Below are 23,753 nucleotides of genomic sequence, written 5' to 3' on the forward strand. Positions count from 1 at the left end.
TTCACCTTTTATCCGAGCAACGCAATCGTTAAAACCCTTCACTTTATTTCTAAGTTTCTTTATGTTAAAAATAAATCAAATTACAGTAAGTCTTTAAGACATTTAACTACATACATAACGTCTTCCTTCTTAACCCAATAATTAGTAACAAATCGCATTTCTCCGTCTTCTTCACCATTTATTTTTATTCCTTTTTCTAAAAGTGCGGATACAATAACATCACTTTTTAAAGGTGTATCTTTAATTGAGAAAAATACCATATTTATATGTATGTCATCTTGTCTAACCTTAATCCCAGGTATTTTTGATAATTCCGTTCCTAGAAATAAGGCATTTTCGTGATCATTAGTTAAATTTTCTCTCATATCCTTTAAAGCTACAAGTCCAGCAGCAGCTAAAAAACCAGCTTGGCGAAGACCACCACCCATAAGTTTTCGCTTTTTTTTAGCTTTTTTAATAAAATCATTAGTTCCAGCTAAAATTGAACCTACAGGAGCACATAAACCTTTTGAAAGGCAGAACATAACAGAATCGCAATTTCTTGTTAGTTCCTTTACATCTATATTTAAATAGGAAGCTGCATTAAAAAGTCTTGCACCATCTAAATGCACAGGAATGTTGTTTTCTTTAGCAATAGTGTAAATTTCTCTCATGTTGCTTAAAGGAATAACACGGCCATTTGAGTGAGCATTTTCAAGGCATATTAAACCTGTACTTGGAAAATGGATATCATCTTCACCAGATCTTATTTTGCTTTTTATATTTTCAGGGTTAAGTTCACCTTTATTGCTCCTTAGTGTCCTTAATTGTACTCCAGCAATTACTGAAGATGCACCAACTTCATGCATGACTATATGGCAGTCCTCTCCAAGGATCACTTCATCACCGCGATTACAGTGGGTAAAAAGAGAAAGCTGATTTCCGAAGGTTCCGCTTGGTACGAATATGGCAGCTTCTTTGTTAACAAGTTTTGCAGCGAAGGCTTCTAATTCTTTCATTGTAGGATCATCGTCATAAACATCATCACCAACAACAGCCTTAAACATAACTTCTCTCATTTTATCTGTAGGTGCAGTAACTGTATCACTTCTTAAATCAATATACTTCATTTTGTCAAAACTCCTTCTTAAAAATAATTTGAAATATTTTTATAATTAATTAAAACATTGCTTTATAAGAAGATTATAATATATTTATCAGTTAAATAAAATCACAGTTTGTTGTAAACTATAATTTTAGCTCATATAATAAAATTGGGGGTATTAATATGAGGTTTGTAGAAAATTTTAACAGTGATTTGGGGAAGCTTATTGGAGACAATACATCAAATTTAAGGGTTAAAGAAAATATACCTTTAGATTTAAAAATTGTTTCAGAAAAGGAATGTGAATTTTACAACAGAAAACTATTAAGGTATAGGATTTCTAAAGATGAATATGCAGATGCTTATGTCTTATTTCCAAAAGGATTTAATGGAGAATTAGGAGGAGTATTAGCTATTCACGGAGAAGGAAGAGAGCATTCATATAAAGTTGGAAAAAGTTCTTTAGCTATAGAAAATAAAGATAATCATCTAGCTTTAGGCGCAGAAATTTGTAAAAAAGGTAATGTTGTTATTTGTCCAGACAGATTTCCATATGAAAGCAGAAGTTTAGAAACAAATGAAGATTCCTCGCTAGAGAAAACTGATTATTATAGAATGTTAGTATGCAATAAATTATTGTATAATGGAGTAACAGAACTTGGAAAAGAATTAAAGGAAATGATTATAGCCGTAGATGTTTTGAGTAGCTTCAAAGAGGTTAATAATAATAAAATCAGTGTTATTGGATTATCTGAAGGTGGATTTTTAGCAGCAATGATTTTATATCTTGACCATAGAATAAAGTCAGGCTGCGCTATTAATATTGGGTACATGTTAAATGAAAGCAAAAAAGACATATCAAAACGAAAGAGAAATATATGTGATATGTTTTTAGCTATATCAGAAAATAAAAACATAAATGACGGACTTTCTGATGTTTTAGCTAGCATAGCACCTAAGCCATTTATATGGCTTGAAAATGAAAACAATGTATCAAAGAGAGAAGTAGACAGTATATGTGAAAAAGCAAAAGAAGTTTATTTAAACATGAGGGTTCCAAATAAATTTGTAAGTATAATTTATGTTAGCTCTATGTTTTTACCTAATGATATAAAGGAAAAAGCTTATCATTGGTTAGATAAATGGATGAAATTTTAAGTAGAGGTTGTGATTTTAATTGACTTTTCCTATTAAGTTTATACATGCAGCGGATATTCACCTTGGAAGTATGCTAAATGTTAGCAATGAAAATATAACTAATGAATTTAATATATTTAACGATGGAGTTTACGAGGCATTTAAAACAATAATTGATTATGCAATTATGTATAAGGTTGATTTTTTACTTATAAGTGGTGACTTATATGATAGAGATTCAATTTCTATACGTGCTAATAATTTTTTTATACATCAATGTGAGAGACTTTTAAAGGAAAACATAAAGGTTTTTATAATTGCAGGTAATCATGATTCATTTATAAGCAAAAAAGAATTATTTGCAATTCCGTCTAATGTATTTATATGTGAAAGCGAGAGTATAAGTCAATTTGAAGTTAGAAATGATAAATCAGAAGTAATAGCCAGAATATGTGGACAATCATATAGGGGGAAGGCAGATAGTAGAAAAATGTACAGTCACTATAATCCTCCTAAAGATGGTATATACAATATTGCATTGCTACATACAGAAATGGAATCAAAAAGCTTAAATTATGTACCTTGTTCACTTGATAATCTGAAAGCTAACGAAAAAATTGATTATTGGGCACTTGGTCATATACATAAAGCTAATGTGCTTAATGCAGAAAAACCAACCATAGCATTTTCGGGAGTTATTCAAGGTAGAGATATTGGTGAAAATGGAATGAAAGGATGTATTTTAGTAGAGGTTAATGAAACAGGAAATACAGATGTGAAATTTTTACCAACCTCTAAAGTTATATGGAATAAAATAGAAGTGGATATAAATAAGGATTCAGGGGATATTCCTAAAAATTTAACAGAGCTTATAAATTTAATTGAAAACAAAGCTAAGGTTTTAATACAAACAAAACTTAAAATTCCAAATGGATTTAAATATGAAGAAAATTTGGAAACCACAATTACAGGATATTCAATAAGATGGGTTATAACCGGAAAAGGAAAATTAAAAGATATTTTTGATGAAAGTACAGACGATATAGAAGAAATAATAATTGAAGAATTAAATTCAAGACTTATGAAAATAAGTCCTTTTGTATATACAGATTCTATTGATGTAAGACTTGAAAATTCATTTGAAGAGTATGAAGATTTAATTAATAACAATGCTACATTAAAAAAACTATCTGAAGTTATTGAAAAGATAGATGAAAATAGTGAATTTAAAAAAAATATTATTGAAAGTTTTGGTCAGGTTTGGGAGAAGGAATTTGATATAGAAAATATAAACAATTTTAAGGCTCAATTAGAGGACGAAGATTTCAAAAAAATTTTGAATAATGCAAGGCAGCGTATAGTTACGAGATTCATAAAGGAGAATAGGTAGATGCATATTAAAAACTTATATATAAGAGATTTTGGCATATATAGGAATGTAAATTTAAACAATATTTCCTCGGAAATTGTGGTTATCGGAGGTAATAACAGAGCTGGTAAATCCACATTGCTAAATCTTTTGAGATATTTTCCTTATGGTTTTTCTAAAGCTACAGACATTCCACCATGTAGTGTGGAATACGGGGTGGAATGTGAATTTTTAGATGAGAATAATAAAAAAATCACCGCAAAGATTAATGGATATGCAAAACCACATATTTATAATGAGTCTACTTATGAAAAAATAGGTGATATATATGATGAGGTTGATTCATTTACCTACAAAGAATTATTTACAATATCTTTAGATGAACTCAAAAATGCAGAGGGAGCAGATGAAAAACTTCAAGCAGTACTTTTAGGAGCAGGCCTTAAAGATGCTATTTTTATCCCTAAGATTATTTCACAGTTTGAAAAAGAAGCCGAAAAGATTGGTGGGAAAAATGGAAATCCTAAAACTAAACTTTTTAAAGAGAGTTTTAATGAGATTTCAGAAGGAATTGTACTTAAAGACAGAGCTATAAATGAAGTGACTCAATATAACAAGTGTGAAGAAAAACTTAAATCCGTTGAGAATAGCATAATAGAATTTGAAGATCAAATAGGAACAATAGAAGATGAAATCTTATTGATGGAAATTTTGATGGCAAATTATGAAACTTATAAGGAAATTGAAAAACTTACAGTAGTAATGGAGAATGAACAAAATAAGAAGACATATGATTATATTGAAGAAAAAAAAATTAATCTTGAAGCATGTTTAAATTTAAAAGATGAATATAGTGAAGCAATTGATAAATATGAAAAAGCCGCCATAAATTTTTTTAAAGGTAAGGAGTTTCAAGAAACAAAACTTAAAGTTTTTGATATGTATGGAAAAGAAATTAGAGACAAGGAGCTTATAATAGCTGGTCTTACGCAAAAGATAGAAAACTATAGGGAAACACTTAAGAACTGTAAAGTAAAAAAACAGGAAATACTAATTGATATTGTAGATGTTAATGTGGATTGGAGTGATGACTTTACAAAGATATTAGAAATTAATACAGAAGAAATCCCATATATAGAATTATGTGAAAATGTTGATGAATTAAAAAACATTGAAAATAAAATAAATGATAAGAAGACTTATATAGAGGAACTTGAAGAAAAATATACGGGATTAAGAAACAATTCAAAACTAGATAGCAACTTTATGAAATACATAGCAATAATAGTTGTGTTTTTAATTTTAGGGTTTATAGTGTACAACCAAAATAAAGTTTTTGGTGCATTGATAGGTATAAGTGGCATAGTTGTAACTTCCATTTATATTATAACTTCAAGTAGTCATAGATTTAATGGTGAAGATGTTAATTCTGTAGAGACTGAACTTAACAATAAGAAAAGGGAATTAATAGGTCTTGAAAAAACAAGAGGGAATTTAGCTGAAATTACTAACAATTATAAACATATATTAAAGCTTAGTTTAGACGTACCATCTTCAAGTATAAAAAGTTATTTTGTTTTAGTTAGAAATTTAAAAAATAAGGTTTTGCACTTAAAATATGAAGTAGATAATATGTGTGAAATGGAAGAAAGCATAAATATAGAACTTGAAAATCTTTTGAAATTTCTTTTGAAGTTTAATGCTTGGATAGAAATAGAGTCTATAAGGCGAAGTAACAAATTAATAGAAAACAGTGAATACTATTTTTCTAAGTTAGAAGATTTAAGTTTAATCCTCTGTGAATATGAAAAGTTAAGTGAGATAAAAACTTCAAAAAGAATAATTGAAGAAAAGATTAAAAATCAGATTAAATTAAAAGTAGAAGGAGAAATTTTATCAAAACTTAATGAAACTATAGAAGAGTGCAAAATTTATAACAAATATAAAGATGAAAAAAATAAATATGAAAATTTAATTTATCGGTTAATGCATGCTTTAAGTATGGAGAGAATAAAAAAAATATTGTTAAAAGAAGATAAAAATATTGAACTTGTGGATGCTTTTAACAATATGGTCCACAATTATATGAGTGTAGATGAAGTAGAGAAAAACGCTTATAAACTAAAAGCAAAATTAGAAGAGAACATAGAATTTCTTAATAAACTTAAGGATGAAAAAATAACATTAAAACAGGAAATAAAAAATTTATATAGTAGTGAAGATATAATAAAAGCTCATAACAAAATTGAAAAAGGTAGACATAAACTTAAAGGAATAGCAATGGAATATGCTATAAATAGAGCGGCGGAATTTATGCTTAAGTATTTACAAAAAGATTTCATGGATAATGCAGAAAAAACAATATTAAAGGGAACAGGGGATTTTTTAAGCAATATAACTAACGGAGAAATAAAGCAAATATTGGCAGGTGATGATCTTACAAAGGTGGATTTTAAGACCATAGATAAAAATGGAATTTTAAAGGATAGTTCTAAGGAATTAAGCAGAGGAACTAAAGAACAACTTTTTTTATCTGTAAGGCTCAGCAGGATTAGTGAAATTCACTCTAAATTGCCAATTATAATTGATGATTCATTAGTTAATTTTGATAGTAGACATTTATACAACTCAATAAAATTAATCAATGACATGTCTAAACATAATCAAATATTTTTCTTAACCTGTCATCCAGAAGTTATACAAACAATTTATAAGATAAATAAAAAAGCACAATTTTTTAAGCTTGAGGAAGGTAACTTTTATTTAAATACAGCTAACCAGCTTATAAATCATCTATCTTTAGATACATAAAATTAAAATACAAGGAGGCGACAAAGTGAAACATATTAAAACAGCAGCAATAATAATCGCGTATTTAGTTATATATTATGCACTTCAAATTGTAGATTTTATCGTTTTGGATATACAAGCTATATTTAAGGGCTTGAATCAAACACAAGCTGTAGACTATATGAACAAAAACATGGCATTTGTTCTAATACCAGCAATGATAATATCCTTTATTATATATTTCTTCATATTAAGAGCAAGAGGTAAGAATCTTCTTAAGATATGCAAACCGAAAAAGGTGAAAGTAAAAAATATAATGTTGATAATCCTTATTGTAGTAGGGTATAGCCTCACATTGTCCGCAGTATCGTTATATGTTGTAAAATACTTTCCGTCATACAATGATACAGCTAAAACTATAAGCAGTACGATGTCCTCATGGATAGGAATAACAGCAGTAGTTATATTAGCACCAATATTTGAAGAAATAATGTTTAGAGGGATTATTTTAACAGAAATAAGTGATAATATAAAAATTGTTCCAGCAGTAATAATTCAAGCAATTATTTTTGGAATATACCATATGAATATTTTTCAAGGCCTGTATGCATCTATTTTAGGGCTTGTTTTAGGATATGTATGCGTTAAGACTAAAACAATAGTCGGTTCTATAACGGGACATATAACGTTTAATATATGTGGCACTTTTGTTTTTCCTATACTTTTAAGTTATACGAGTAGATATGGCATAGGGTATATTATACTTGGAATAATAATATTGTGTGGAGCAACATTTTATTTTAACAAAACAGTAGAGGTTAGTAATTAAGTATAGATTGCAAAGCACGGCATTTAAAGTTTTTTACTCTACTACGTGAGTAAAAAGGTGAAAGAAAGCCTTCGGCGGCTTTCTTTCACCTTTTTATCTAGCTTTAGCTACGATAAAAAGCTTTAACCTGTACTTTGTAATAGATAGTTATTAATTATTTTTCTTTCTAACAATTAATGTAATTAATCCAATAATAATAATTACTCCAGCAGCAGTAGAGGCATAAAGTAATTTATTTTGTTTAATTAAATCACTAGAAGATAAAGTTGTATACAGGTCAAATTGCTTTGTTACGCCTCGTTCATTTAGGGCAAGGGTGCCAACAGAGGTATTTTTCTTTAAATCCCATGGGTTTTTGGTATTAAGGTTAATGGAAATAGATTTCTCTTTATCATTAATATCATTTTTATAATATTGAACGTCTTTATTTACTTTAAGAGGTACTTCTATAGTTTTTGTAGGACCAAAAAAGACTAGAGGTTTATAACTTAAAGTTTTAGTTACAACATTATTATTAGAAGAATATAAATTTGTAGGTTGTATTGAGTAACTATAATTTATCATTGCTTCCATGTCTTTGAAAGACTGGGTGTCAGCGCTATCACTATTTGAGTGCATAACAACACCTATAATCGTTCTGCCATCTCTATTAAAAATAGCAACTAAACAGTTTCCAGCTTCATTAGTAAAACCAGTTTTACCACCTATGCATGTTTTATCATATAAAGAAAGATTGTTTAAAATGAGTTTGTTCCTGTTTTCAATTGGAATTTGAATGCCATTTTCAGTTTTAAATACATAATTTTTTAATTTTACAGTATCAAGTATTTCTTTGTTTGCAAAAGCATTTTTACCTATAATACTCATATCATAAGCAGTTGTATAGTGGTCAGGATTGTGAAGACCATTTGGAGTTTCAAAATGTGTATTTTTAAGACCAAGTTTAGAAACCTCATTATTCATTAGTACAGAAAATTTTTTATTTGTGTCACTTACACTTGAAGTAGTATCATTAACTAGGTTTCCAGCAATCATTTCAGCAATATCATTTGCAGAATAAATTAGCATAGACTTTAAAGCAGTATCGGCAGTTATTTTATCCCCAGGAAGGATTGGTTTTTTGTCCATATTTAGTGAGGCAGAAGGCTGCAGTTTTGCACTAGGTGTATATGTAAGAATATCATTTGGTTTCTTTAATTTAGTTAGTATTAAAGCTGTTAAAAGCTTTGTAGTACTAGCAGGATATACTTTATCATCAAGGTTTTTTGAATAAATAATTTCTCCTGTATTTGCATCTATAGCTACTGCGGCTTTTGCACTTATATTTGGAGCAGCGCTATTTTCAGCAGCAAATACATTTGAAGAAATAGATATGGATATTGTTAGTGTTAATATTAAAGATATAATTTTACGTTTCAATTTCATCTCTCCAATTTTTAAGGCACATGAAAAAATAAGAATAGCGTACTACAAGCTGCTATTCTATTTTTTCAATATGCCTAAGCTATTTTAAGGTTACAGGCAAAATATAAGCACTTAGCTAATCACATAAAAGCTTAAGTGCTTACATTGCTAAATGTATACCTCATCAACGTTTATTCTTAGTGTGAACTTTTATGTTAAGAAATTTGTTGAATATTTTTATTAGGTTAATATGTTGGTATTCGACGTAGGGATATTCTTCCTTAGTAAGATCATTTTTAACGCTTTCTTTTGAAACAGTTATATCAATTATTTCATCATTGTGCTTAAATTTTATGCTGTATATCTCTTCTAAAGCATTTGATTCATCAGGAGATAAGGTTATTCCAAAACTTTCAATATTTATTTTTTCTATAGATATAAGTTTAGCTTTTTCAGTTGGAACGTTAGTTAATATCTTAAATAATAATTTACCTATAGCCTTCATTAATATAAATAAAAGTAATCCTAATATTGTTAGTTTTAAATACAATCCTATGTACACTGACTTATCATAATAAAGATTATATTTGCTAAATTCAGAAGAATTTAAAATAAAATAAAGCAAAGCTGGAGCAATTAAAAAGCAAATTGATAAAATGATGACATAATTTAATAATTTCTTTTTCAAAGTACCATCTCCCTTTAAAAAAGTATAGATTATTTACTATGTAAAATTATATTCCAAATTAATGATTTTTTAAAGAGTAAATGTGAATTATTGATAAAAACTTCATAAAATAAAAATATTAATAAGCAATTGTGTTCAAATTTAATTAATACAAAAAAACTATTCATTTTTTTACTATTATAGTTTATAATGTATACAAAAGATATGTAAACATTATCACTAATTATAAATGAGAGGTGTAATTATGGAAATATGTTCATTTTTAACTACTTATGATGATAAGGTAAATTGCTTTAAAGATTGTCCATTTTATTGTGATGGTGGAGATAATTCAGATTGCCCATTTAAATCAGCTACAGGAAAAAGTAAACATAATGTGAAAAAATTGTACCAGTATTATTTCGCAGAAGATTACGGGCTTGGCTTTGATGAAGAGATAGAAGCTAAATTAATTGATTGATAATGTAAATAAATTATTTTGGTTAACTAATTACATTGAAATTTATGAAAAAAATAAGGTATAGAATAATAATATCATTGTTATTATTATTCTATACCTTTTTTATATTGTTTTAAATTACTATATTAACATCATAGCAGTATTATTAATTTGATTTTAATAATTATTATAATGATAATTTGAAATATGAAATTAAAAAGTATTATTTATTAGCATTGTCAAAAAACTTAGCTGACTTTATGTTTGACATAAAAAAATAACTAATATATTATATGTAAATATAAAACATATAAGAATGCTAAGAAATGGAGGGATTATTATTTTTGATTTTAAATATTTTTTAAATGCATTTCCTGATTTGCTTAAATATTTAGATTATACTATTTTAATGGCTGTAATTTCAACACTAATTGGCTTAATTTTAGCATTGATTTTAGCAACTATTAGAATATTAAAAATAAAGGTATTATCTCAAATTGTAAGTGTATATATATCATTTTTTAGAGGTACACCTTTACTTGTGCAATTATTTGTTTTTTATTTTGGTCTACCACAAATAATAAAGCCACTTAAAAATTTAACGCCATTTTGGGCTATGATTATAGGCTTAAGCCTTTGTGGATCTGCACTTCTTTCAGAAATTTTTAGAGGTGCTGTTATGTCCGTTGAAAAAGGACAGCTTGAAGCAGCTTTATCTGTTGGAATGACACATGGACAAGGTCTTAGAAGAATTGTTTTTCCACAGGCAATAAGAATAGCTATTCCAGGTATAGGGAATACTTTTGTGGATTTATTAAAAAGCTCTTCTCTAGCATATGTTTTAGGTCTTACAGAAATACTTGCAAGAGCCCAGTCCAATGCAGCTTCTAGCTTTAAGGTTCTAGAGAACTATTTAGCGTTAGCAATAATTTATTGGATAGTAGTTGAAATCTTTAACTTCATACAAAAAATAATAGAAAAAAAGTTTTCTAAGGCATATTAGGTGGTGTTTTTATGATTAAAGTAGAAAATTTACATAAGTCCTACGGTGATAATGAAATTTTAAAAGGAATAGACTTACAGATAGAAACAGGTAAAATTGTGGTTATAATAGGTCCTTCGGGAGCTGGTAAATCTACTTTTTTAAGATGCTTAAATTATTTAGAAGCTCCAGATATGGGTAGGCTTAGACTTGGCGATTTGGAACTTGATTTTAGTAAGATAAAGAAAAATCAAATTTTACAACTTAGAAAAAAGACATCAATGGTATTTCAAAGGTTTAATTTGTTTAAAAATAAAACCGCACTAGAAAACGTAGAAGAGGCCTTGATTATTGTTAAAAAATATTCTAAGTCTGAAGCAGAAAAAATAAGTAAAGATCGATTGATAAACGTTGGATTAAAAGATAAATTTGATTCGTATCCATCACAGCTTTCAGGAGGTCAAGAACAACGAGTTGGGATAGCCAGAGCAATGGCACTTGATCCAGAAGTTATTCTCTTTGATGAACCGACTTCTGCACTTGATCCAGAAAGAGTTTTTGAAGTATTAGACGTAATAAAGAGACTAGCAAAAAATCAGCAGACAATGGTTATTGTTACACATGAAATGAACTTTGCAAGAGAAATAGCAGATAAGGTTGTTTTTATGGAAGAAGGTCAAATTATTCAGACGGGAACGCCTAAAGAAATATTTGAAGATTCTACCAATGAACGAATAAATCAATTTTTAAAAAAAATAAACGTAAAATAAAAGCTACATAGGAGGAACAGAAATGAAAAAGAAGATAGGGGTAATTTTATTATCATTAGTTATAGGAGGAAGTCTTTTGGGCTGTGCAAGTAATTCTTCAAGTAGCACAGATAATAAAGAAGACAATACAATAAATGTTGGTACATCTACTGACTATAGGCCATTTGCATTTATAGATCAAGGAGAAGCAGCGGATAAAGTTAAAGGTATGGAAATTGATATCTTTAATGATGTAGCAAAAAGAAACAATTGGAAAGTTAAATATGTAATTGCAAATTGGAATGGACTTTTAGGTATGCTTGATTCTGGTAAAATAGACACAATAGCTCATCAAGTAACCGTAACTGATGCAAGAAAAGAAAAATACTATTTTACAAATCCATATGTTTATTCTGGAGTTCAATTAGCGGTTAAGAAGGACAATAATTCAATAAAAACTTTAGCTAATTTAAATGGAAAAACTGTGGCAGTAGAGTCTGGAATGAATTTTTACAAGAGCATAGAGGACTTCAATGCTAAAGGCGGAAAAATAAACATAAAACAATACAATGATTATAATTCAATTTTTTCAGATGTAAATCTTGGCAGAGCAGATGCACTTGTGGAAGATAAACTTGCTATTATGGACACAATTAAAAGATCTAATTATGATCTTAAAATAACTGGACAGCCAATTTCTACAATGGAGAATGCATATCCATTTTTAAAGAACGATAAAAACAAAGATAAAGTAACAAAGATAAATAAAACTCTTGATGATATGAGAAAAGATGGAACTTTAAAGAAGATATCAGAAAAATGGTTTGGTGCTGATGTAACTACTAAATAATATTAAGCTGGTTAATTTCTTTATTGGTAACATTAACAAATTATATATATGTACATATAATATTAACTATAGTATTTAAATTGGTGGGTAGTTATGAGAAAAAAAACATTTTATCCAATCTTTTTACTAATGTTAATATGTATATGTACATCTTTTTTTTATGGATGCAGTACTAATAATAAAACAGCTGTAAAAAAAATAAAGCTAAATGAAGTAGTAAGGTCGGTATTTTATGCACCATTTTATGTAGCAGTAAATAATGGGTACTTTAAAGAGGAAGGACTTGATATTGATCTTTCCATTGGTCAAGGTGCAGATAAAACTATGCAAGAAGTTCTTAGTAAAAATGCTGATATAGGTTTTTGCGGACCTGAACAATCAATTTACATTCATAATCAGAACAAAGAAGATTATCCAGTTGTATTTGCACAACTTACGCAAAGAGACGGATCTTTTCTTGTTGGAAGAAAAGAAGAAAAAAATTTTAAATGGGAAGAGCTTAAAGGAAAGACAATTATCGGAGCAAGGCCAGGCGGTGTTCCCGAAATGACACTGGAATATGTACTTAAAAAACATGGACTTAATCCGAAAAAAGATGTTAAAATTATAACCAATTTACAATTTAATGCCACTGCAGAAGCATTTAAAGCCGGCACAGGAGATTATGTTGCACTTTTTGAACCAACAGCAAGTATTTTAAAACAAACGGGTTCAGGATATATTGAATCTTCAATTGGAGCTGAAGCTGGTCCACTTCCATATACGTGCTATTTTACAACAAAGTCTTATTTAGATAAAAATAAAGATACCTTAGTTAAGTTTACAAAGGCAATTTATAAAGGACAAAACTGGATAGAAAGTAATAGTGATAATAAAGTTGCAGAAAAGATAAAATCATTTTTTCCAGGTACAGATGTAAAACTTATAGCCCAAAACGTAAACAATTATAAAAAAGTAAATGCATTTGCTTTAAATCCTAAAATAAATAAAGCCGATATAAATAGGCTAATGGATATTATTGAAGGCTATCAAAAGGACTTAATTAAGAAAAGACCAGCGTTTAATAAACTTGTAAATACAGATATAGCAGAAGAAGCAACTAAATAAAGTACGTAAAATAAATACCTTAGAGTGAGACATCATTTTAAGGTATTTATTTTACGTGTTTTACACAATAAACTAATGAACTTCATATAATAATTGTAGCTACAACAGAAATTATTTTGGAGAGTTTATAATGAATAAGTTAGAAATTAAGCATATATTTATGAATTATCACTCAATGCTTTCAGAAACCGAGGCAATAAAAGATATTAGCTTTAATGTAAACAAAGGTGAATTTGTAAGTATTGTTGGACCGTCTGGTTCTGGAAAATCAACACTGCTAAACATAATAGCTGGGCTTTTAGAACCATCTAAAGGAGAAATCTTAATGGACGGTAAAAAAGTAAAAAATTCAGATGGAAAATTTGGATACATGTTTCAAAAAGATGAACTTTTTGAATGGTTAAATGTTTATGAGAATGTTATTCTTGGACTTAAAGTACAACATAAAAAAACAAAAGAAAACATTTATAAAATAGAAAAAATGCTAAAGCAATATAAACTTATTGAATTTAAAAAACATTATCCTAATGAATTATCTGGAGGTATGAGGCAAAGAGCTTCTTTAATAAGAACTTTAGCTCTAAATCCTGAAATTTTAATTCTGGATGAACCATTTTCAGCACTTGACTATCAAAGCAGACTTCGAGCAAGTGATGAAATTTCCAAGATAATAAAACAGCAAAATAAGACAGTTATAATGGTAACTCATGATATATCGGAAGCAATATCAATGTCTGAAAGAATAATAATATTTTCAAAGAGGCCTGCAACAGTAAAAAAAGATATATACATTGATTTTAAAGATGATTCGCTTACGCCATTAAAAAAAAGAGAACATCCTAAATTTAGAGAATATTTTGATGTTGTTTGGAAGGAGCTTGAGATAGATGAATAATGTAAGCGTAGAACATAAGAAATTTATTAAAGATACTAAGAATAGAACTAAAATAATTATGTTTACAAGAATTTTTATTTTAATTGGTTTTTTTATGTTATGGGAAATAGCTGGTGATTTAAAGTGGATAGATCCATTTTTTATAAGCACACCTAGTAGGGCGTTCCAAAGTCTTATAAAAGTATATGAAGAAGGAACGCTTTTTACACATATAGGAATAACTTGTTATGAAACAATACTTGGATTCATAATAGGATCTGTACTTGGCATATTAATAGCTGTATTACTTTGGTGGTCGGATTTTATTTCAAAGGTTTTAGATCCATATCTTGTAGTATTAAATGCATTACCAAAGGTTGCATTGGCACCAATAATAATATTTTGGGTAGGAAATGGAATTAAAGCAATAGTTACTATTGCAATATTAATATCAATTGTAACAACAATAATAAGTGTATTAGACGGCTTTAATAGAGTTGATAAAGACAAAATTAAATTATTAAAAACTTTTGGTGCAAGTAAGTTTCAAATTCTTACAATGCTTATAATGCCAGCATCTATTCCAAATATTGTATCAGCACTTAGAATTAGTGTTGGACTTTCATGGGTAGGTGTGATAATGGGTGAATTTTTAGTGGCAAAGGAAGGTTTAGGATTTTTAATAGTATACGGTGGACAGATATCTCAGCTTGACATGGTAATGATGAGTATAGTAATTCTTGCAATACTTGCATATATAATGTATGAAATAGTTCTTATATTGGAAAATAAGATAAAATCAAGATTTTAAACTATGGGAAAAATAAATTATTATAGTAGTACTTTTTAATATGTGTTAGTTAGGAGTTTTATATGAAAGTTGATGTTGTATTTCAAGGTGGAGGAGTAAAGGCAATAGCATTTGCAGGTGGAATTCAGGCTCTAGAAGAGAAAGGATACACGTTTAATAAGGTTGCAGGAACATCAGCAGGAGCCATTACAGCAGCATTGCTTTGTGCTGGTTATAGTGGGAAAGAACTAAGAGAAATAATGATTAATATGGATTATAGAAAGTTTTTAAGAAACAGTGTATATGGCGATATTCCATTGGTTGGCAATGCTATGGAACTTATAAGAAGCAAAGGATTTTATGATGGGCGTGCAATTGAAGAATGGGTTTATAAACTGCTAAAGAAAAAAGGAATAATAAAATTTAAAGACCTTGGAATGTATGAAGGTAGAACTCTTAAAATAATTGCTGCAGACGTAACAAAAAGGAACATTGTAATAATTCCTGATGATTTAAAAAAATATGGCATTGAGCCCTCAGAATTTGAAATAGCAAAGGCAGTTAGAATGAGTTCAAGTATACCATTTTTTTTTAAACCAGTTAAAATAAAATATAATAACAACATAAGTTATATTGTAGATGGTGGCATAATAAGCAATTTTCCTATATGGATATTTGATGTAAGAGATACTCCAATGTGGCCTACCTTCGGCTTCAAGTTAAAAACTAATACGAATAAAAATATGAATAGTCATGGAAAAGATCTGTTTTCATATTTTATTGATGTTGTAGAAACAATGATTGATAGAAATGAAGAGGAATATTTACCAGATAGAAACGCAGTTAGAACAATTACAATAAACACTGCAGGGGTAAGAACCACAGAATTTAATATATCACGAAAAAAGTGCATTAGACTTTGTGAATCTGGATTTAATAGTACAAATGAATTTTTAAATAGTTGGAGTTTTCATGATTATATATCAAAATATAGGGTTTAGATGCAAAAAAATGTAATATTATTGCTATATCAATTGACATAAAAATTTATCAATTGTAAAATATAAATATAATTTTACGATTATTATGCAATAACGTAATTTATGTAATTTTTGCAAAGTGGGTAATGATTATGAGGAAGAAATTAAAACTAACTGTTTCGTTTTTAGTATTATTTTTTTGCATTTATGTTTCATACTATAATTCATTCGTCCAATATACAAATAAAATAAAAACTAACGCGTTTGTGAAAAAATATGTTAATTTATTAGATACAAATGATAATTCAGTACAGCAAGATAATTCAACTGGTGGAGAAACAAATGATAGTGGAAATTCTGGACAAGTAACACCAACGCCGGACCCAGCGCCAACGCCGGATCCAACACCAGACCCAGCGCCAACACCGAATCCAACGCCAGCACCGAATCTAGCACCAACGCCAAATTCAGCACCAACGCAACAATCTACACAAGAACCACAAAGAAGTAATGCAAAACCATCTACAATAACTAGAAGTATTAATTCAACTTCAACTAAAAACAAAACAACCCAAAAATCAAATACAAATGTTACTAATACGACAATCAATAAAAAGGCTACAATAACTACTAATAGTACTGAAAATACTGTGAATTCTGTACAAGCCAATGTTGTATCAGACACTAATAATACGACACAAAATATTAGTAGTAGTAATAATGTTGTTAAAGCTAATGAAAGTGATCAGAAACCAAATGTTAATGAAGAAACCTTAACTGGAAGCAATATAGATAATTCTATTCAGCGAAAAAAGGTAATTGGGTTTGTAATGATTTTTATAATAATAGTGGCAGCAGGTGTATACATAATAAAAAATATAAAATCTAATAAGATGTATTTTACAAATGTAGAAAACAAAAAAAGATTTTTAAAATTTAAACATAAAAATAAGCATTAAAATTTGTTATAAGGTAAAACTAGAAATTAATTTCTAGTTTTATTTTTATAGAATTTTAAGAATTATTTTATTGTGAATTTATAAATAAATTGTAAAATGTAATTATATCTAAAAGCAAAAAACGTGATATAAAATTTTAAAGGGGGTACGAGGCATATTATGAAGAAAAAATTTATAATAGGTATAATTGTTATAGTAGTTATTGTTGGAGCAATAGGATTAAGTAGAATGGGAAAAAATAAAGGGAATTTTATAACTGTTAAAACAGCAAGTGTAACTAAAGGAGATATAAAGGCTTATTTTTCAACAACAGCAACAATAAAGTCAAAAAACAGCAAGGATTATTTTGCACCATCACAAGCTAAGGTTAAAACTGTAAATGTAAAAGTTGGTGATAAGGTGAAAAAAGGACAGGTTTTGGTTACATACCAGGTTCAAGACTTAAATGCAGCAGTAAAGCAGGCTCAAATAAATTTAAGTACTGCCCAAAGTCAAAAACAAGATTTGATAAATACACAAAATTTAAATAATCAAAAACTTGCGGATACAAACAATCAGATTACAGATACTACAAATCAGATAAATAATTTGACTGCACTTCAAAAATCTAATCCGGCTGCGTATAGCGCTGCAGGTGGAGATAAACAGTTACAAACACTAAACTCTACACTAACAACTTTAAACAGTACAAAAGATCAAATTCCAGATGAAACAGAAAAATTAAAACAAGCGGATAATTCAATAAATTTAGCGCAGGTTAATTTAAATACAGCTAATGAAAATTTGGCAAACAATGTGGATTCCAATGTAGCAGACTTTGATGGCGTAGTTACAGCTTTAAATGCTCAGGTAGGAAATTCAGGAACAGGTAGTGTAGCTTCAGGAAGCGGTAGTAGTGCAGCGGTAACAATAGAGGATCAAAGCAGTTTAGAGGCGGAAGTAAACTTAGATAAATACAGTGCTAGTGAAGTTAAGGTTGGAGAAGGTGCAACATTAAACTTTGCAAATAAAAATTATACAGGTAAGGTATCTTATGTAGCGCCATCAGCAGAGACTTCAACAAGTTCTGGAACTCAAAGTACAACCCTTACAGCAGATGTAGATATAGATGCACCTCAAGATGGCTTAGTAGAAGGCTTTGATGCAGATGTAAATATATTAACAGGAGAAAGTGATAATGTTATAAAGGTTCCAGCTGAGAGCATAAAAACAGATAAGTCAGGAAATAACTATGTTTTTGTTATATCAAATGGCAAGGCATATAAGAAGGAAGTGCAATTAGGCTTGCAATCAGATACTGATGCAGAAATTAAAAGTGGACTTAATACTTCAGATAAAGTTATACTTAATCCAAGTGCATCAATACAAGATGGTACTTTAGTAAAAACTAATTAAAGGGGGCTACAAAATATGATTGAGGTTACTAATATTATTAAAAAATATGTAGCTGGAGATATAGATTTTACTGCACTTAAGGGCGTAAATTTGAGGATAGAAAAGGGAGAATTTACTTCAATAATGGGACCTTCTGGTTCAGGAAAATCTACTTTTATGAACATACTAGGGTGCCTTGATAAAATGGATTCAGGAAAATACATGCTTAATGGTCAAGATGTTTCAAATCTTACAGGCAATGAATTGGCACTTGTAAGAAATAAAGAAATAGGTTTTGTTTTTCAAGCTTTTAATTTATTACCAAGACTAACAGTACTAGAAAATGTTGCATTACCAATGGTTTATGCTGGTGTTCCTGCAAAGGAGAGAAGAGAAAGAGCATTGGAGGCATTAGAAAAGGTTGCACTAGGTGATAGAGTTAAACATAAACCAAATGAAATTTCAGGTGGACAAAAACAAAGAGTTGCAATTGCTAGAGCAATAGTTAATAGACCGAATGTTATTATGGCAGATGAGCCAACTGGAAATCTTGATACAAAATCAACTTTTGAAATAATGAAAATTTTTCAAGATTTAAATGATGAGGGCTCCACAGTAGTTATGGTAACACATGAACCAGATGTTGCCGTTTATACAAAGAGAATTGTAAGGTTTAAGGATGGTGAAATAACATCTGACGAAGATGTAAAAGATAGAATTAGGTTATAGCAATTAACCAATTCCTAAAGGATGCTTTGAAAAGGAGGGTAATATGAATTTTTTAGAGAGTTTACAAATAGCAGTTGAAAGCATAATAGCAAATAAGATGAGATCCTTTCTTACTATGTTAGGAATAATTATAGGAATAAGCTCCGTAATAGCAATTGTATCACTAGGACAAGGTGGTCAAAGTGCTGTTACAGATCAGTTTAATAAAATAGGTGCAACTACAGTAACTATAAGTTTAGATTCAACTAAAGCGCAGAAAAGTGATTACTTTACTTTAAAAGATGCTACAAAGATTAAACAAGAGGTAAATACGATAAAATATGTAAGTCCAACAGTATCGGAAAGAGGAACTGCGGTATCTAGTATTGAATCAAAAAATGCAAATATTACAGGTGCAACTACTGATTATGCAGATATACAAAACTACGATATATCCTATGGTAGATATTTTAATGAGTTTGAGGAAAATGAAGGAAAAGCCGTTGCGGTAATTGACGATAATGCAGCTAAACAATTGTTTGGCAGTGCTGATGCAGTTGGAAAAACTATGGATTTAGGTCCTATTGGTGCTAGTAAGAAAGTTACAATTGTGGGTATAAGAAGTTCTTCAGGTAGTTTTGGAGGTGGAGGCCCCAATGCATCTATATCTGTAGATGTACCAATTTCCTTTGCTGAGACCATGTATTCAACTAACTTTACAATTAGCAATTTAACTGTAGCAGCAGATTCTAAGGAAGATGTAGAGGATGCAGGTAACAGTGCAGTAAGTATATTAGAAAGTAGGCATAATAACAGAGGAAAAAGCATCTATACAGCAACTAATTTATTTAAACAAATGGATCAAATAAATAAGGTTTTGAGTATATTTACGGACTTTATCGGAGCAGTAGCTGGAATTTCTCTTATAGTTGGTGGTATTGGAGTTATGAACATAATGCTTGTATCAGTTACTGAAAGAACAAGGGAAATTGGCATTAGAAAAGCTATTGGAGCAACTACTCAGAACATTATGGTTCAATTTTTAACTGAATCTGTTATAATTTCTCTTATTGGTGGAGTTATTGGAATGATTATAGGAATAAGTGCATCTGAAATTGTAGGTAATTTTGTAAATGTAACACCTGTAGTTTCACCTGTAGTAGTTATAGCAGCTATATTATTTTCATCGGCGGTAGGAATATTCTTTGGAATATATCCAGCTAAAAAAGCAGCTTCACTAGATCCTATTGAAGCCTTAAGGTATGAATAAATTATCGCTTTTAAAAATGTCGGCAGGATTGTTTTGCTGACATTTTTAAATATGGAGGTACTATGTCGATAAAAAAGAGACTTATAATATCGTATATTGCAATGCTTTTAATACCTACTATTATATTTGTTGTAATCACATTTTTTACAAGTGGAATACTTAAAAACACTATAAAAGGTGTTTATAATGTTGGATTTCATGGTGAACCAGTAGAAAATATTATTGAAAAGGATTCAATAGCAATAAATAATATTAAAAATTATATGTTATCTCATAAAAAAGAATCAGAAAATGCTAACTTTTTTGAAAATCAGAATAAATATTTAAATGATCAAACGGGTGTGGCAATAAGAAAAAATAATAATATAGTGTATATGTCTCCATTCCTAAAAAATGGAGTTGAACATAATATATTGCCTAAATTCGGAGAATATGAAGGTGCAAACAGACCACATTCCATAGCTGAAAATAAATTTATGTTGTTAAAACAATATGACTTTTATGTTGAAGATGGCAGCAAAGTATCGATATTTTTGTTTTTAAATGTGTCATCTGCGGAAAATATTTTTTACAGTTTTTTTATAATTGAGGTTATATTGTTAGTAATAATATTTGTATTAACAAGTAGTATTTTGACATTTATAATGTCTAAAAGTATAGTAAAGCCATTAGAAAAACTTAAAGATGGGGTTATATTAATAAAAAATGGAAATTTAGATTTTGAGATTAATGTTACATCAAATGATGAAATTGGAGAACTAAGTACAGCATTTGAAGAAATGAGGTTTAGGTTAAAAAAATCCTTAGAAGTACAACTTCAATACGAAAGTAATAGAAAGGAATTAATTTCAAATATATCCCATGATTTAAAGACACCTGTAACAGCGATAAAAGGTTATGTTGAAGGTATAAAGGATGGGGTAGCAGATACACCAGAAAAAATGGACAAATATATTAATACAATATATATAAAAGCTACAGATCTAGATAAGCTTATAGATGAACTTTTTTTATTTTCTAAACTAGATTTGAAAAAACTTCCTTTTAATTTTGAAAAGGTAGATATATTAAATTATTTAAGAGATTGTATAGAAGAGCTTAAATTTGATCTTGATAAAAAAAACATTAATATAAAACTTCAGTGTAAACTTTTAGAAAAAATTTATGTGACGGCAGATAGGGAAAAATTAAAAAGGGTAATTATGAATATTATTAATAATTCAGTAAAATACATGGATAAAGACATAGGAGAAATATTTATCAATATAAAAAATGACAAAAACTTTTGTACAATTAGTTTTAAAGATAATGGCATGGGAATTTCAAAAGAGGCAATACCATATATATTTGATAGATTTTATAGATCAGATTTTTCACGTAATTCAGAAACAGGAGGAAGTGGTTTAGGGCTTGCTATTTCTAAGAGAATAATAGAAGAACATGGCGGAACTATATGGGCAGAGAGTGAAAATTATTATGGGACGAATATAATATTTAAATTAAAAAAGTGGAGAGATGACTATGGGAAAGAGGATATTAATAGTTGAAGATGAATTAAGTATAGCAGAACTTGAAAGGGATTATCTTGAAATAAGTGGGTATGCAGTTGATATAGAGTGCAATGGAAGAAAGGGACTTATTAAAGCTAAAGAGGACCAATATGATCTTGTAATATTAGATTTAATGCTGCCGGATTTGGATGGATTTGAAATATGTAAGCAAATAAGGAAAGTGAAAGAAATCCCTATAATTATGATATCTGCGAAAAAGGAGGATATAGATAAAATAAGAGGACTTGGATTAGGAGCTGATGATTATATAACAAAACCATTTAGTCCTAGTGAGCTTGTTGCTAGAGTAAAAGCACATTTAGCTAGATATGATAGATTAAGTGGAATTGAAGAAAAAAAAGAAGAGATTAAGATACGAGGCCTTTTAATTGATAAAGCATCAAGGAGAGTTTTTCTTAATGAAAAGGAAATTATATTTACCACTAAGGAGTTTGATCTTCTAACGTTTTTGGCTACTAATCCCAATAGGGTATTTACCAAAGATGAAATTTTTGTTAAAATATGGGGTATGGATTCTCAAGGAGATTTGTCAACAGTAACAGTGCATATAAGAAAAATAAGAGAAAAAATAGAAATTGACCCCTCGAATCCCCAATATATAGAAACTATTTGGGGGGTTGGTTATAGATTTGAAGTTTGATTTTGAGGTGAGTTTAAATGTTAAATCAAGACAAAAGAATGACAGAGATTGTACAATATATTAAAGAAAATAAATATATTACATTAGAGATTATATGTAAGTTATGTGGTATTTCTAGATATACCGCGAGAAAAGATTTATTAAGTTTAGAGAAACGTGGAATTTTGACAAGAACTCATGGTGGAGCGGTTTTACCAATTTTAAATAAAGAGGTTAAATGTTATAAGGATAGACTTAAAAGTTATTCAAATGAGAAAAAAATTATTGGTAAAATGGCAGCAGCACTTATAAAGAATGGGAAAAAAATTATCTTGGATTCTTCAACTACTGTGGAGGCGTGTGTAGAATTTATTAATGAAAAAAATTGTTATATTATAACTAATTCAATCAATTTAGCGGAATTAGTTATAGAAATCGAAAATACAGATATATTTTTATTGGGAGGAAAGATAAACAAGGAGCACAGATATTTATATGGACCATCAACCATAGCAGAACTTTCAAATTATTGTGTAGATAAGGCGTTTATAGGCACTGTTGGAATTTCTGAAGATGGATTAACGGTAGCACAAGAAGAAGATGGACATGTAGTGAAAAAAATGATAAAGCAGTCAAATCAAGTAATCGTTTTAGCAGACCATTCTAAATTTGGTAGAAAAGGATTCTTTAAGTGTGCAGATATTAGTGATATTGACGTAATTATAACAGATAAATTACCAGATAAGGATTTAATGGAGATTTTTTATTATAATAGGGTTGAGGTAATGGTAGCAGAAATTGAATAAGAAATAACTACTATAGTAGTTATTTCTTAAAGTTACATCCACTGCAGCTGCCGCAGTCACTTCCATTATTGCCACAATTTGAACATGATTTGTTTTGAACTAAAGGTTCACACTTAAGTAGAAAATTTGAGTCTCTATAGATTAAATTAATACTCTTAATCTTTTCTTCTAATTCTTTTGAATATACAAAATTGATGTTTTTAATTTTATTTATTGAATCGTTAGGGGCTACTTCATCTAAAATTACATCTACAGTAGCATTTTTACAGCAAGAACTTAAATGTGAAAAACGAACACAATTATATTCATTATGCTGCTTGAGTAAAGTATATAAATTTGAGTATGCTTCACTAGATACATCTATATCCATTTTG

At 29.0% G+C, this 23,753-nt stretch carries 23 protein-coding genes; 19 read left to right on the plus strand and 4 right to left on the minus strand.

From position 1 onward, the window contains the following. Window positions 1–80: 80 nt before the first annotated feature. Window positions 81–1,109, minus strand: a complete 1,029-nt coding sequence (gene ltaE / locus B8978_RS10665; RefSeq protein WP_084115994.1) for a low-specificity L-threonine aldolase — start codon at window positions 1,107–1,109, stop codon at window positions 81–83. A 158-nt stretch (window positions 1,110–1,267) separates the two neighbouring features. On the opposite strand from ltaE, the gene B8978_RS10670 reads away from it, so the two are divergent. Genes B8978_RS10670 through B8978_RS10685 form a run of 4 tightly spaced genes read left to right on the plus strand, consistent with a single transcriptional unit; the run spans window position 1,268 to window position 7,209 of the window. After that, complete coding sequence (locus tag B8978_RS10670; RefSeq protein WP_084115996.1) at window positions 1,268–2,242, plus strand: hypothetical protein; 975 nt, start codon at window positions 1,268–1,270, stop codon at window positions 2,240–2,242. A gap of 19 nt (window positions 2,243–2,261) precedes the next feature. Beyond that, on the plus strand, window positions 2,262–3,611 hold the full coding sequence (locus B8978_RS10675) for a metallophosphoesterase family protein (RefSeq protein WP_084115998.1): 1,350 nt from the start codon (window positions 2,262–2,264) through the stop codon (window positions 3,609–3,611). After that, window positions 3,612–6,401, plus strand: a complete 2,790-nt coding sequence (locus B8978_RS10680; RefSeq protein ID WP_084116000.1) for an AAA family ATPase — start codon at window positions 3,612–3,614, stop codon at window positions 6,399–6,401. Between the two features lie 25 nt (window positions 6,402–6,426). Beyond that, complete coding sequence (locus tag B8978_RS10685; RefSeq protein ID WP_084116002.1) at window positions 6,427–7,209, plus strand: CPBP family intramembrane glutamic endopeptidase; 783 nt, start codon at window positions 6,427–6,429, stop codon at window positions 7,207–7,209. A 150-nt stretch (window positions 7,210–7,359) separates the two neighbouring features. On the opposite strand, the gene B8978_RS10690 is transcribed toward B8978_RS10685, so the two are convergent. Both B8978_RS10690 and B8978_RS10695 read right to left on the minus strand, forming a co-directional pair. After that, a complete protein-coding gene (locus B8978_RS10690) occupies window positions 7,360–8,628 on the minus strand; it encodes a D-alanyl-D-alanine carboxypeptidase family protein (protein WP_084116004.1) in 1,269 nt (422 codons plus the stop codon). Between the two features lie 169 nt (window positions 8,629–8,797). Next, window positions 8,798–9,301 carry a hypothetical protein gene (locus B8978_RS10695; protein WP_084116006.1) on the minus strand — a complete coding sequence of 168 codons (504 nt, stop codon included), beginning with the start codon at window positions 9,299–9,301 and terminating at the stop codon, window positions 8,798–8,800. Between the two features lie 244 nt (window positions 9,302–9,545). Between B8978_RS10695 and B8978_RS10700 the strand changes: the two genes are divergently transcribed. From B8978_RS10700 to B8978_RS10770, 15 genes are all read left to right on the plus strand, one after another. Beyond that, a complete protein-coding gene (locus B8978_RS10700) occupies window positions 9,546–9,761 on the plus strand; it encodes a hypothetical protein (protein ID WP_084116008.1) in 216 nt (71 codons plus the stop codon). A 295-nt stretch (window positions 9,762–10,056) separates the two neighbouring features. Further along, complete coding sequence (locus tag B8978_RS10705; protein ID WP_084116010.1) at window positions 10,057–10,743, plus strand: amino acid ABC transporter permease; 687 nt, start codon at window positions 10,057–10,059, stop codon at window positions 10,741–10,743. A gap of 11 nt (window positions 10,744–10,754) precedes the next feature. After that, window positions 10,755–11,492 carry an amino acid ABC transporter ATP-binding protein gene (locus B8978_RS10710; RefSeq protein ID WP_084116012.1) on the plus strand — a complete coding sequence of 246 codons (738 nt, stop codon included), beginning with the start codon at window positions 10,755–10,757 and terminating at the stop codon, window positions 11,490–11,492. 22 nt (window positions 11,493–11,514) lie between these two features. Then, on the plus strand, window positions 11,515–12,321 hold the full coding sequence (locus tag B8978_RS10715; RefSeq protein ID WP_084116014.1) for a transporter substrate-binding domain-containing protein: 807 nt from the start codon (window positions 11,515–11,517) through the stop codon (window positions 12,319–12,321). 93 nt (window positions 12,322–12,414) lie between these two features. Then, window positions 12,415–13,428 carry an ABC transporter substrate-binding protein gene (locus B8978_RS10720; RefSeq protein WP_084116016.1) on the plus strand — a complete coding sequence of 338 codons (1,014 nt, stop codon included), beginning with the start codon at window positions 12,415–12,417 and terminating at the stop codon, window positions 13,426–13,428. A 130-nt stretch (window positions 13,429–13,558) separates the two neighbouring features. Continuing rightward, window positions 13,559–14,323 carry an ABC transporter ATP-binding protein gene (locus B8978_RS10725; RefSeq protein ID WP_084116018.1) on the plus strand — a complete coding sequence of 255 codons (765 nt, stop codon included), beginning with the start codon at window positions 13,559–13,561 and terminating at the stop codon, window positions 14,321–14,323. Then, window positions 14,316–15,113: an ABC transporter permease gene (locus tag B8978_RS10730; protein WP_084116020.1), complete on the plus strand. Its 798-nt coding sequence runs from the start codon at window positions 14,316–14,318 to the stop codon at window positions 15,111–15,113. The genes B8978_RS10725 and B8978_RS10730 overlap by 8 nt, the downstream gene beginning before the upstream one ends. Before the next feature lie 62 nt (window positions 15,114–15,175). After that, on the plus strand, window positions 15,176–16,093 hold the full coding sequence (locus B8978_RS10735) for a patatin-like phospholipase family protein (protein ID WP_084116022.1): 918 nt from the start codon (window positions 15,176–15,178) through the stop codon (window positions 16,091–16,093). A gap of 245 nt (window positions 16,094–16,338) precedes the next feature. After that, window positions 16,339–17,031 (plus strand): hypothetical protein, encoded by a 693-nt coding sequence (locus B8978_RS19855; protein WP_176212677.1) that lies wholly within the window; start codon window positions 16,339–16,341, stop codon window positions 17,029–17,031. A 159-nt stretch (window positions 17,032–17,190) separates the two neighbouring features. Next, window positions 17,191–18,426, plus strand: coding sequence for an efflux RND transporter periplasmic adaptor subunit (locus tag B8978_RS10745; RefSeq protein WP_084116026.1), 1,236 nt, complete (start codon window positions 17,191–17,193; stop codon window positions 18,424–18,426). Window positions 18,427–18,441: 15 nt separating this feature from the next. Continuing rightward, window positions 18,442–19,134: an ABC transporter ATP-binding protein gene (locus tag B8978_RS10750; protein ID WP_084116028.1), complete on the plus strand. Its 693-nt coding sequence runs from the start codon at window positions 18,442–18,444 to the stop codon at window positions 19,132–19,134. A 43-nt stretch (window positions 19,135–19,177) separates the two neighbouring features. After that, a complete protein-coding gene (locus B8978_RS10755; protein WP_084116030.1) occupies window positions 19,178–20,383 on the plus strand; it encodes an ABC transporter permease in 1,206 nt (401 codons plus the stop codon). Between the two features lie 62 nt (window positions 20,384–20,445). Next, window positions 20,446–21,930 (plus strand): sensor histidine kinase, encoded by a 1,485-nt coding sequence (locus B8978_RS10760; RefSeq protein WP_084116032.1) that lies wholly within the window; start codon window positions 20,446–20,448, stop codon window positions 21,928–21,930. Beyond that, window positions 21,905–22,594: a response regulator transcription factor gene (locus B8978_RS10765; RefSeq protein ID WP_084116034.1), complete on the plus strand. Its 690-nt coding sequence runs from the start codon at window positions 21,905–21,907 to the stop codon at window positions 22,592–22,594. Before B8978_RS10760 ends, B8978_RS10765 begins: the two co-directional genes overlap by 26 nt. A 17-nt stretch (window positions 22,595–22,611) precedes the next feature. Next, window positions 22,612–23,379, plus strand: a complete 768-nt coding sequence (locus B8978_RS10770) for a DeoR/GlpR family DNA-binding transcription regulator (RefSeq protein WP_176212678.1) — start codon at window positions 22,612–22,614, stop codon at window positions 23,377–23,379. A gap of 19 nt (window positions 23,380–23,398) precedes the next feature. Here B8978_RS10770 and B8978_RS10775 read toward each other — a convergent pair whose 3' ends face one another. Continuing rightward, complete coding sequence (locus B8978_RS10775) at window positions 23,399–23,749, minus strand: iron-sulfur cluster assembly accessory protein (protein WP_084116035.1); 351 nt, start codon at window positions 23,747–23,749, stop codon at window positions 23,399–23,401. Between the last annotated feature and the right edge of the window lie 4 nt (window positions 23,750–23,753).

The organism is Clostridium acidisoli DSM 12555 (genome assembly GCF_900176305.1).
Taxonomy (GTDB): Bacteria; Bacillota; Clostridia; order Clostridiales; family Clostridiaceae; genus Clostridium_I; species Clostridium_I acidisoli.

Excerpts from the sequence above, each read along its gene's own strand:
- B8978_RS10710 (WP_084116012.1), top strand. The coding sequence starts at position 10,755 with ATGATTAAAGTAGAAAATTTACATAAGTCCTACGGTGATAATGAAATT.
- B8978_RS10725 (WP_084116018.1), top strand. The coding sequence starts at position 13,559 with ATGAATAAGTTAGAAATTAAGCATATATTTATGAATTATCACTCAATG.
- B8978_RS10750 (WP_084116028.1), top strand. The coding sequence starts at position 18,442 with ATGATTGAGGTTACTAATATTATTAAAAAATATGTAGCTGGAGATATA.
- B8978_RS10770 (WP_176212678.1), top strand. The coding sequence starts at position 22,612 with ATGTTAAATCAAGACAAAAGAATGACAGAGATTGTACAATATATTAAA.
- ltaE (WP_084115994.1), bottom strand. The coding sequence starts at position 1,109 with ATGAAGTATATTGATTTAAGAAGTGATACAGTTACTGCACCTACAGAT.
- B8978_RS10715 (WP_084116014.1), top strand. The coding sequence starts at position 11,515 with ATGAAAAAGAAGATAGGGGTAATTTTATTATCATTAGTTATAGGAGGA.
- B8978_RS10670 (WP_084115996.1), top strand. The coding sequence starts at position 1,268 with ATGAGGTTTGTAGAAAATTTTAACAGTGATTTGGGGAAGCTTATTGGA.
- B8978_RS10680 (WP_084116000.1), top strand. The coding sequence starts at position 3,612 with ATGCATATTAAAAACTTATATATAAGAGATTTTGGCATATATAGGAAT.
- B8978_RS10730 (WP_084116020.1), top strand. The coding sequence starts at position 14,316 with ATGAATAATGTAAGCGTAGAACATAAGAAATTTATTAAAGATACTAAG.
- B8978_RS10735 (WP_084116022.1), top strand. The coding sequence starts at position 15,176 with ATGAAAGTTGATGTTGTATTTCAAGGTGGAGGAGTAAAGGCAATAGCA.
- B8978_RS10705 (WP_084116010.1), top strand. The coding sequence starts at position 10,057 with ATGCTAAGAAATGGAGGGATTATTATTTTTGATTTTAAATATTTTTTA.
- B8978_RS10765 (WP_084116034.1), top strand. The coding sequence starts at position 21,905 with ATGGGAAAGAGGATATTAATAGTTGAAGATGAATTAAGTATAGCAGAA.
- B8978_RS10775 (WP_084116035.1), bottom strand. The coding sequence starts at position 23,749 with ATGGATATAGATGTATCTAGTGAAGCATACTCAAATTTATATACTTTA.
- B8978_RS10760 (WP_084116032.1), top strand. The coding sequence starts at position 20,446 with ATGTCGATAAAAAAGAGACTTATAATATCGTATATTGCAATGCTTTTA.
- B8978_RS10700 (WP_084116008.1), top strand. The coding sequence starts at position 9,546 with ATGGAAATATGTTCATTTTTAACTACTTATGATGATAAGGTAAATTGC.
- B8978_RS10720 (WP_084116016.1), top strand. The coding sequence starts at position 12,415 with ATGAGAAAAAAAACATTTTATCCAATCTTTTTACTAATGTTAATATGT.
- B8978_RS10745 (WP_084116026.1), top strand. The coding sequence starts at position 17,191 with ATGAAGAAAAAATTTATAATAGGTATAATTGTTATAGTAGTTATTGTT.
- B8978_RS10755 (WP_084116030.1), top strand. The coding sequence starts at position 19,178 with ATGAATTTTTTAGAGAGTTTACAAATAGCAGTTGAAAGCATAATAGCA.